Below are 9,395 nucleotides of genomic sequence, written 5' to 3' on the forward strand. Positions count from 1 at the left end.
CTGCATCAACAGGCCGGACAGAAGACTGCACCCGACCAACGCGCCATAATGTCGAATTACCTCTTGCATCGCGGGAGCCATCCACAGAGGACATCGCTGGTGCCGACGCCATGAGCGGTGCTGCGCCATGACCCGATATTGCAGAATCGAGCTTAGGCTCTTGTCGTCAGGGTAGAGAGCTGGTCAGTGTCGTAACGGTTCCGCAAGTCTGCAAGCGCTTTCGGATCCGGAGAGCCGTGTGCAGCGAGCCTGGCAAGCTCTTCAAAATAGTGCTCGTGTCCAGGCGGAGAGACGGTCATCAGCACCCGCGCCGGCTCTTCGCTGACATTGGTGATGTTGTGCGGAACGCCCGGTGGAATGAACAGGTAGGTGCCCGCGGTCGCGCGGATCGTCTTGTCCCCAACATGGAGCTGACCGGTTCGGTTGCTCCCGGCGGCATGCGTAGCGCCGGCACCGATTCCACCGCACAGGCATCCGATGCCCAGGACGAAAGGATTGCACGCTTCTCCTGGACGTCCAGCGTCGCGTCAGTCAGCACGTCCTGAGGTCGCTCGAAATGCCGTGCTGGATGGAGCAACCGGTCAAGAAAAACATCAGGACCCTCGGGCCCGATTGGGGGAAAACTCGTCGAAATGGCTCCTTCCATCGATGGTCCTCCGCTTTGAATAGTCTCCTTTGTTGATGTCATCTTTGGTGGCTCTCGCGATTTTCACCAGCCGAAATTTTGGAGAGTTTCGAGCAAATTTCAATGGCCCGACAAGGCCAAATCCTCGCAGTTCAGCCCACGATCAACATTTTTTCGAACCGGTGAAACAATCGGCGTGAATGTCAGTTGTTGCGTCTGGGAAAAGTCGCGCGGCAGCGCCAGGGCGGTCGGGCAGGAGAATCAATCATGTCTTACATTGCCAGGAAGCGACTGAGCATGGGCCTCGTCGCAGGAATCTTGATGCTCTCGGCTGGCGGCTTTGCTCCGGTTTCAGCACAGGAAATCCCGAACGACTTCAGCGCAATCCTGCGTCAGAAGCTGCCGGCCGTGGTCGCGATCACGACGAGGCAGATCATCCAGGACCAAACGATGCTCGACGATTTTCTCAACCCCTTCGACAGCCGCGGGCCTGCCCAGCCGCAGGTGCGAGAAGCTCTCGGCTCCGGCTTCGTGGTCAGTCCGGAGGGCTACATCGTCACCAACAATCATGTCGTGGCCGACTCCACCGAAATCCACGTCGTATTCTCCGATAAGGAGACTTCGCCCGCGCGACTTGTGGGCCGCGATCCAGCAACCGACATCGCGGTGCTGAAGGTCGATCCACGCCCCAACATGACGACGACCGCCTGGGGTGACTCTGACGCAATGCAGCCGGGGGCCTGGACGATCGCGATTGGCAGTCCCTTCGGGCTCGGGGGAACCGTGACCGTCGGCGTTCTTTCCGCCCGCTCGCGCGACATCCAAGCCGGCCCTTACGACGATTTTCTCCAGACAGACGCCTCGATCAATAGAGGCAATTCCGGCGGCCCCCTGTTTAACGCGCGCGGCGAAGTGATCGGGGTCAATACGGCCATCGTCTCTCCGTTTGGCGGCAGCATAGGCATCGGTTTCGCCGTGCCGTCCCGAACCGCACGGAGCGTCGCCGATCAGCTGATCCGCACCGGCCGGATCGAGCGCGGGTTCATCGGAGTGCGTCTCCAGGAGGTGACGCCGTCGCTTGCCCAGGCGCTTGACATATCGAGCACCAAGGGAGCGCTGGTCGCCTCGGTCGAGCCCGGCAGTCCGGCAGAGAAGGCCGGCTTGCAATCGGGGGATGTGATCACCCGGTTCAACGGCAAGGACATTCAGGGCGTCCATGACTTGACGTTGGCGGCAGCTAACGAAAAGCCGGGGTCGAAAGCCACGCTGACAAGGAACCGCGGCGGCTCCCAGCAGGAGGTGGAACTGACCCTCGGTCAACGCAAGGACGAGGAGGTACAGACCGGTGCCGTTCCGAGTCCGGAAGCGGCGGACCAACGCCTCGGGCTGTCGCTCAGCACCATTCCGGACGAAGCGCGCCAGCAACTCGGTCTGCAGCCGGGTACCACCGGCGTGTTTATCCAGGAAGTGGCGCCGAATAGCCCCGCCGCCGAGAACGGCCTTCGACCTGGCGACGTGATTGTCTCGGCCAACAACCGGGATGTGGCACAGCCGTCAGATATCCAGGAGGAGTGGGCAAGATCCCGGCAGCAGCACAAGCCCATTCTGTTGCGCATAAACAGGCAAGGACAATCGCTCTTCATTGCCCTAGCTGCTTCCTGACGTAGCGTGCGTCGAAACCAAAAATGTGGCAAAGTTTCCGTTCCGTATCCGAAAGAACGGAATCAGGTCGCCGGAGCCCAAACATCACTCCAGCCGCCTCCTCCCATCTCGCGCGCGGCAAAAAGCAGCCAGCCGGCCGTGGCTCCCATCATCGTCCGCACTTGAGCAGCTCGTGCCGAGCCCGTGTCAATTTTGACGCACTCCGTTCCTATATAGCGTGATAGAAGACCTTCGCCGCGTTGGCGATGATGAAGACCGGCCTTGCCGGAACCGCGCAGCGAGCGCCCTTCCCGAAGACGCCATATGACCACATCTCGCACGGTCATTGTTGAGACGGCAGCGTCAAAGTTCGCCGCATCAGTTGCAACGAGTTCTGGAAAATCAGGCCGGACTTGATGCCCGCGAATGATAACGTCAGGTCGGCTCGCCGTGTTCTGCATCGCTCGTTGTCGATGGGTGGCGATCATAATCGATGGGCGGGGCAACATAACTTCGGCCTCGGCTCTGCCGAACTCCCTGCCGATTTGGAATGCCGCTGAAAGCTGTCTCATGAACGGAGGGCTGCACGTATTTTGGAGGCATCGTTGGATCTTCCCGCTTTCATTTAGTCGACAATAGCTGGTCCGCTTGGAACGGCAGTCCGTCACCGTTCAAAAGCCACCCGTCGAGGCGGCCCTTTCATTAGGAACCCTCCACATGACCAAACCCACCCAACGCGCCGCGGCGCCAACACCGACGTGCGTGCGACCGTGAAGCGGCAGCACCTGCAGGTTCAACACTGGCTTTCGCAGGCGATGCCGTCTTTGTCGCGGTCTAGCTTGCGGCCCCAAGAGCAGTTGGCTGGGTACCAACTTGCTTCATCGCACGAGCTGATTTGGGAACAGGTGCGCCGCGGCTCGCATGAATAGCCGCTTTGTGCGACCTGATGGCGGTTGATTAAGCCAAGCGGCTGGTTAGAAAGCGGCCGGTTGTCGGCATGCGCTAGACGCCACACCCAAGGCGCCTGAAAAGTTCCGGCCCACAGACCGAGCTTTGCCGCCTCTGCCTTCGCCTGCTGCCCCGCATAGGCGCCGTGGCTGTAGAGGGGCCAGTCCAGTGCCAAGCGGCCAGCGCTGAACGCTACGACCGTCCGCCCGATCGCAGTTCCCGACAAGACGCCCGTACCGATCACGATCGACAAAACTGCAATGCAGCGGTCGCGAAGCTGCCAGGAACTTGTCCAAGGCTTGGGCAGCGCGGCGCCCGCATGGGTAGTCAAAGCCCTTGGCGTCGTCGCAGTGCTGACGGCTCTCGGGCGCGTCGATGCCATTGAAACGAATCCTTTGGCCTGCAATCTCTACTGTGTCGCCATCGATCACCGAGGCGCGGCCTTCCATGTGGCCAGGCAATGGTTCTGTCCAGTTTGTTATCGTGCTCTGTTGGCCGGCGGTGCTCTGGATCGCGAATTGGGTGACTGCGGCGGCAAGCGTGCCGGCGCCGAGGAAGATCAGCCCCAAGAGGGGTCGCGGCAGCCGCCGTGACGGCATTCTTCTGCCGGCGCGCCTTCGCCAGCGGTCAGCCTGATTGGCGCCTTGATAACGGTGGCCTTTGCCCACGCCCGCTCTCCCGGAAGAGAGAATGCCGCCATTCCGGGCGAGAGTCCAGAAGCTGCACTAGCCGGTCGGCAACTGGTCAACGCGGGGGCACCGGCTCAGCCTTTCAACCGTCTCAACTATGGCCTTCGCAAGCGGGCATCAAGGTCCGCGTGAAGCACCTCCGGGGCGAGGAAGACCTTCGGCACGCCTCGCTGCAGGATTTTTGGGATGAAGACTAGAACGCCGTTTGTGTCTCCAAGACGCGACAACGCAAAGTTCACCGGCCCGGCCAAGCGCCGACTATTTGACAAGCGCGCAAATGGCGTATGCTGTCAGCGTCCAAGCTGTTGGGGACGTAGCGGCTACATGCGCTTGTGCTACCCACCCTGGAGCTGGGGAAGTAACCGGCAAGCTCCTAGAAATTAGAGCATTTGAATTTGACGCGCTGGCACCGCCACCTATGACGACTTTTGGCTTGGGACACCAAGCCTGTGCGGATTTGTCTGGGCTTGTATCACTCGCGCTTGCATACTGGGTGATTTCCCAACCGCCGACGCCGTCCTTCCCCGCCGGACCCTCAGCCCCCATTGCACCTCTAGGTCCCTGCTTGCCGGGAAGACCTTGTGGACCGACAGGCCCTTGGGGCCCTGGGGGGCCTGCCGTTGTGCAACCTGCAAGGAGGGCGACGCATGCTAGAGCGGTAATAATTCTCATGACCACCTCCCCGGTTTCCCGGTGAGTTGACGACAAAAAACATTCGCCAAATCAACCGAATGTACCACCACGCGATTGTCGTGGATAGGAACGCGATCGGCGGCTAACGGAACGTCGCATATGCGCCGTGACGACGGGCGGCCAGCAATCGTAGCGTAGAGTGTTGACGCGCCTTCCTTGCCGTTGAAGCTCTCGATGAAGCCGTATCCGGCATGATGTTCTTGGTGCCATCGTTTGTTCGGTACGTCAGGTTCGTTAAGCTTGGCGCATCCGGGCCACGGGGCACCGGGAGCACGCAAGTGCGGGCAGGCCGGCGTATGCAGATGAACTGCGAGTTCGAGCACATTATCTGGCCGCCCCTACGACTCGCCCGGATGCGCTGCGAGTGCGGATCCGTATTTGTCGTGTTGCCCGCTCGCTCCCTGTTCGTGACCAACGATGGAGGGAACCGTGCGTATTATCGGCATGGACATACACCGCGTAACCGCCGAGGTCGTGTCGTTGCTTGATGGCGAGATCGTCAAGCTCGGCCGCGTTCAAATGCTGCGCAATAAGCTCGAGGAGTTCGCCAGGAAGGAACTCACCCACGATGATCATGTGGTGATCGAGGCGACAGACAATGCTGCTGCCGTCGCTGAAGTGCTGTCGCCCTACGTCCATCGGATCGTGATCGCCAATCCCAAGCAGGTGCACATGACCGCGCACGCGAAGGTGAAGACTGACACGATCGACGCACTGTCCTTGCGAAGCTCTACGCCTCGGGCTTTGTGCCGGAGGTCTGGGTTCCGGATCCGGGGACCCTTGCCCTCCGAAGACAGGTCACCAGGCGGACACAGCTGGTTCGCCAGCGTTCGCGGCTGAAGAACCTGATCCAGTCAATCCTCCACGCCCACCTGATCCCGCCGTGTCCGCATAGGAACCTCGTCGGGATCAGCGGGCGCAAATGGCTGACGAGGCAAATATTGCCTGCGGATGAGCGCGCCGCCATCGAGCGCCACCTCGGCTTGATTAACCAGATCAACGAGGCGTTGACGGTGGTCGAGGCGGATATAGCCGTACATGCCCTTCAGGATCCGACAATCCGCCGCCTGATGACGTTGCCCGGCCTCAACGTCACCGTGGCTGCGAGCGTTGCCGCGGCAATCGGCGACATACGGCGCTTCAGCGATCCACAGAAGCTCGTTGACTATCTTGGCCTCAATCCGAGCGTGCGGCAGTCCGGTGAGGGGCCAGCCTATGACGGGCGCATCACGAAGCAGGGCCGCGGCCATGCGCGGGGGATGCTGGTCGAGGCGGCATGGGCGGCTGTGCGATCGCCAGGACCTCTTCGCGCCTCCCACAAGCGGATCGCCTCGCGCCGCGGGAAGCACATCGCGGCCGTCGCCACTGCGCGCAAGCTTGCAATGATCATCTGGCACATGCTGAGCAAGGATACCGCAAAAAAGCCTCCGCGCTGGGTCGTTGCGCCGAGGCTTTGGGCACGTACAAGCTACACCAACATGTCCGTTTATAAACGTGCGCTAATAATGTAAAAAACGGTGAACCACGCACAGGCGGAAGGGCGCACGCTCAAAGCTGGGGTGAAGCGGCAATATCAGTGATGACAAGTTGCGCACCCTGATTGTTCCACCTAGCTTTCGACCGAACGAGGGGACGAGGATGTCGGCTGTGTTGATTTGGCAAGATGATGTACTCCGTCACCGCTCATGCCGATGAAGGGAGGCTCGAACCGCAAATCTCGAAATGTCTAGTGATGGCCACTGGGACCCCGCACATTCGGGGATTCGAAGCTGATTTTCAGGTGGTGCTAAGCAAGGCCGGCAAGGTGGAGACGATCACCGTTATGCTAGGTATGCTCATACATCGCGCTTTGCTCTGAGTGGCGGCCCAGCAGCTTGGGTTAGGGGGGCCGCTGGGCCTGACCAGCGAGCGTTCGGGAATGCTCGACTGGCCGGTTAGTATTTTAGATAAATCTAATATAATCGAACCATGCGAACGAAGTACGCGGCGGTAAGAAAGTGGCTGGCGTCCGATTCACTTACCGCGCGGTTTTGCCTTGGGTTCTGGCGAGCTTTCGGAGGGGTTTGCAGCCAATTTTGCAGATCGCCGATCTGTTACCCACAGGGACCTTTTCCTCGCCACCAAATCGTCACGATCGCCCTCAGCGGTCGCTCGGCTATGCATCGCAGCTATGGCGTAGTCGGCTCTGTTGGTTCGATAGTCTTCTTTTTGGACAGTCATCGTTTGCTCCCAGTTTCATAGCCCCTCTTTTTGCCCTGGCGGGGAGATTAACTGCCGGTGCATTACGCGAGTCAATCGATTAAACGACCACTCCGCAGTCGCGAGGGCGGGAAGCAAGCCGACAATTTCAACGTTGGAACGGCTTACAGAGTGCCGGCAACACAGCCGCCCTTTCGTCGGGCTGCGTTGATCGCGTCCATGTTGCCCTTCAGCTCGCCGATCTTGGCTTCACGTACCTTGATGTCTGTGTTGTCCATCATGCTGCCAACCGGCAAGCCAAGCCAAAACACGCCGTCCACATCATGGCGGGCGGTTCTGTCTTGTATGGCCATTATCGGCGCGAGGTCGGAACTCGTTCGGTAAAGTTCGGCTTCCAACTGGCTGCAGGACTTGCCCGCGTATACGCGGACGAAACCAGCGTGGGCTTGATGTCGGCTGGGCGAGTAGCGCAGCCCGACAAAACGCTGATGGCTACAAACGCACATAACTTGATTCATGCTTCCCCCAAAATGCCCGCGGCTAGCAGGCGCTGAGGGCAGGACGAAGTCTATTTGCCTTGACGGCATGCGGAATATATTCCTATTTTGCGGGATGCCGCACCCTCGCCGACACGAAGCCGTTTCCGAATATCACCTCGCCAAAATTGAACGATAGGCGTGGCTTCTGACGGTAGAACTCCGCGACGCGCAGTTGTCGCTCAAGCCATTTGGCGAGCATTGGGAAGCGATCGACCATCTGCATCGGGACATAAAGCGGGCGCTCAATCTGCTTAACAATAGGCCGGCGGACTACGAAGAACCACATTTCGCGCCTATGTCGCGAGGGTGAAGAACTAGCCTGTCAGTTTAGTGAAGTCGTGGCGCCGCGCGCGAACATGTGCCAGCAAATTCGTTTCGTTTACGACCCCTGATTGAAAGAGATTCAGCGTGGTCGAGGCCAGAATCTGACCGTCTATCGGGGTGCTGTACCATTTGGCGTCGGCGGTTACCTGGTCGACAACCCGCTGGCAGATCGCCCGATCTTTAGGTCTAAGGAACTGACTTTTCGGTGCTCGTTGCATCTCGACGCCTTGAAACGGGGAGTCACTGTCTCCCGCGCGATACCCATGCGTGGTCTCCGAGCATGGACCCTAAACGCATTCAGACGGAAAATTGCCATTCGTTTGAGTGGTACCGATGTCGCGTGGATAAGTGGCGGTCCGCGAGCTAATCCACCATGTCGCGCAGCGGCTTCTTGCGCTTTGGCGTCCTGTACTTCTCGACCAGCCTGACCTTGTCGATGTCGATCGTCACCAGTGGTCCCAGATCGACGGTCACCCTGCCGCCTTCCTCGTCTACGCGCGTGATCTCTCCGGTAAGCTCGATCTGCTGCCCCTTCTTCACCTTGGTATGATCGATGATCGAATGCGGAAAGCTATAGCTCGGAATCGAGACGTTTACGCAGTGCTGAATGACCCGTTTGCGAAGGCGGCCGGGATCGCCACCTCGTCACGAATGGAAATTCCGCGCGCCGTTCCATGAGTCTGGTGCGCTCGGTGCCTTACTCAAGATATTGCTAATTATGGATGAGCCTGCTTCCTCCAATCGATGGATGAAGCCGATCGTGGGCCGGTGCTATTTTGATGCATCGCGCGACTTACCCGACAAGAGCTGGCTCCAGGGGCAAAATATGAGCAAGACGACTCTCATTGCTATCGCAATCCTCGCGATCAGTGTCGGCTGTGCCGAAGCCAAGGACCGTAAGGTCGAAACTGCGACGCTCGGCACGTACGCCAATTCGAAGAACCTGCCGGTTTGTACCGCGTCAAGCTCACCCTTCGAAGTCCTCGGTGATGAATGTTTTCTCGTCACAGGTTCGATGATCTATGGCGACATCGCCGAACTCTCCCGGACAATCACTTTGAGTTGGTAGCCTAACCAACAACCTCCCAGCGCGGCCTCCATTCTCCGGTATGAAGTTGTTGCGTCGCAGGGGCTGCCTTCGCCCAGATATCGACCCAGTCTTCGCGCGTCGCCAATACCGGCGCAATCCCCAGTCACCACGGGCCTCTCCAAAATTCTTATGCCGTCCGCACCTGCGGTCGAGCGTGTCGCGCCAACACAGCAGCGCCTCTGCATCGTTTGGGCAACCCAACGCATAGCTTCCGGTCCGGAAACTCGCTTACGCGTCTCATCGTCCATTCGGCAGCGGAAAATTAGGCCGATTTGGCAGTGCTCAGAATCGCGTAGCTGTCCTGCGATCCGCTCGGAGAGGATGGCGAGTGGTTGCGGCAACTGCGCCTCAAGCTGGCTGGCGACCGCCGTCTGCAGCGCGCTGCTGCGGAGCAGCGCTGACGCTGCGTTCGTCCGGACGGTCGCAAGACCGCTTGATTGTATCCGGCCTGGAGACAGACAAACGCCGGCGCAATCTCACCCTGAAACCAAAAGACAATATCGATGACCTCCAACAGCTATGCTCCCAAGGGTTCAAGCGCCTGCAAACATTCGTAAGCGTCACGAGCACCGCACGACTGTCCTTGCTTGACAGAGGCAGGATTCAGATGCGGGCCGCTTTGACCCGCTTGGGCATGAAGTACGAGC

At 59.5% G+C, this 9,395-nt stretch carries 9 protein-coding genes and 3 pseudogenes; 4 read left to right on the forward strand and 8 right to left on the reverse strand.

Annotated elements, in window-relative coordinates:
- Window positions 1–152: 152 nt before the first annotated feature.
- Both NKJ08_RS37310 and NKJ08_RS37315 read right to left on the reverse strand, forming a co-directional pair.
- Window positions 153–407, reverse strand: a pseudogene (locus NKJ08_RS37310) (cupin domain-containing protein); the annotation flags it as partial.
- A gap of 2 nt (window positions 408–409) precedes the next feature.
- Window positions 410–646 (reverse strand): annotated as a pseudogene (locus tag NKJ08_RS37315) (hypothetical protein); the annotation flags it as partial.
- A gap of 246 nt (window positions 647–892) precedes the next feature.
- On the opposite strand from NKJ08_RS37315, the gene NKJ08_RS37320 reads away from it, so the two are divergent.
- Complete coding sequence (locus NKJ08_RS37320) at window positions 893–2,287, forward strand: Do family serine endopeptidase (RefSeq protein ID WP_352615298.1); 1,395 nt, start codon at window positions 893–895, stop codon at window positions 2,285–2,287.
- Between the two features lie 62 nt (window positions 2,288–2,349).
- Here the strand turns inward: NKJ08_RS37320 and NKJ08_RS37325 are convergent, their stop codons facing one another.
- From NKJ08_RS37325 to NKJ08_RS37335, 3 genes are all read right to left on the reverse strand, one after another.
- Window positions 2,350–2,838, reverse strand: coding sequence for a hypothetical protein (locus tag NKJ08_RS37325; RefSeq protein WP_352529183.1), 489 nt, complete (start codon window positions 2,836–2,838; stop codon window positions 2,350–2,352).
- A gap of 221 nt (window positions 2,839–3,059) precedes the next feature.
- Entirely contained in the window at window positions 3,060–3,281 is a 222-nt protein-coding gene (locus NKJ08_RS37330; protein ID WP_352529185.1) for an excalibur calcium-binding domain-containing protein, read from the reverse strand.
- On the reverse strand, window positions 3,241–3,813 hold the full coding sequence (locus NKJ08_RS37335; protein WP_352786184.1) for a thermonuclease family protein: 573 nt from the start codon (window positions 3,811–3,813) through the stop codon (window positions 3,241–3,243). The genes NKJ08_RS37330 and NKJ08_RS37335 overlap by 41 nt, the downstream gene beginning before the upstream one ends.
- Before the next feature lie 1,212 nt (window positions 3,814–5,025).
- On the opposite strand from NKJ08_RS37335, the pseudogene NKJ08_RS37340 reads away from it, so the two are divergent.
- Window positions 5,026–6,005 (forward strand): annotated as a pseudogene (locus NKJ08_RS37340) (IS110 family RNA-guided transposase); the annotation flags it as partial.
- A 954-nt stretch (window positions 6,006–6,959) separates the two neighbouring features.
- Here NKJ08_RS37340 and NKJ08_RS37345 read toward each other — a convergent pair.
- The 3 genes from NKJ08_RS37345 to NKJ08_RS37355 form a co-directional block, all read right to left on the reverse strand.
- Window positions 6,960–7,313 (reverse strand): hypothetical protein, encoded by a 354-nt coding sequence (locus NKJ08_RS37345; protein WP_156937505.1) that lies wholly within the window; start codon window positions 7,311–7,313, stop codon window positions 6,960–6,962.
- Window positions 7,314–7,395: 82 nt separating this feature from the next.
- Window positions 7,396–7,620, reverse strand: a complete 225-nt coding sequence (locus NKJ08_RS37350; RefSeq protein WP_023680684.1) for a hypothetical protein — start codon at window positions 7,618–7,620, stop codon at window positions 7,396–7,398.
- Window positions 7,621–8,021: 401 nt separating this feature from the next.
- Window positions 8,022–8,198 (reverse strand): hypothetical protein, encoded by a 177-nt coding sequence (locus NKJ08_RS37355; protein ID WP_023680685.1) that lies wholly within the window; start codon window positions 8,196–8,198, stop codon window positions 8,022–8,024.
- 67 nt (window positions 8,199–8,265) lie between these two features.
- On the opposite strand from NKJ08_RS37355, the gene NKJ08_RS37360 reads away from it, so the two are divergent.
- Window positions 8,266–8,727 (forward strand): hypothetical protein, encoded by a 462-nt coding sequence (locus tag NKJ08_RS37360; protein ID WP_352469333.1) that lies wholly within the window; start codon window positions 8,266–8,268, stop codon window positions 8,725–8,727.
- 454 nt (window positions 8,728–9,181) lie between these two features.
- Window positions 9,182–9,395 (forward strand): hypothetical protein (locus tag NKJ08_RS37365; protein WP_352786182.1); only part of this gene is annotated, 214 nt, incomplete at its 3' end.

Origin of the sequence: Mesorhizobium sp. M0244 (assembly GCF_040321795.1) — a bacterium.
In the GTDB taxonomy this organism is placed as follows: domain Bacteria; phylum Pseudomonadota; class Alphaproteobacteria; order Rhizobiales; family Rhizobiaceae; genus Mesorhizobium.

Bases quoted from the DNA above. Each gene is read 5' to 3' on its own strand.
- NKJ08_RS37360 (WP_352469333.1), top strand. From the start codon at position 8,266: ATGACCCGTTTGCGAAGGCGGCCGGGATCGCCACCTCGTCACGAATGG.
- NKJ08_RS37350 (WP_023680684.1), bottom strand. From the start codon at position 7,620: ATGTGGTTCTTCGTAGTCCGCCGGCCTATTGTTAAGCAGATTGAGCGC.
- NKJ08_RS37335 (WP_352786184.1), bottom strand. From the start codon at position 3,813: ATGCCGTCACGGCGGCTGCCGCGACCCCTCTTGGGGCTGATCTTCCTC.
- NKJ08_RS37345 (WP_156937505.1), bottom strand. From the start codon at position 7,313: ATGAATCAAGTTATGTGCGTTTGTAGCCATCAGCGTTTTGTCGGGCTG.
- NKJ08_RS37325 (WP_352529183.1), bottom strand. From the start codon at position 2,838: ATGAGACAGCTTTCAGCGGCATTCCAAATCGGCAGGGAGTTCGGCAGA.
- NKJ08_RS37320 (WP_352615298.1), top strand. From the start codon at position 893: ATGTCTTACATTGCCAGGAAGCGACTGAGCATGGGCCTCGTCGCAGGA.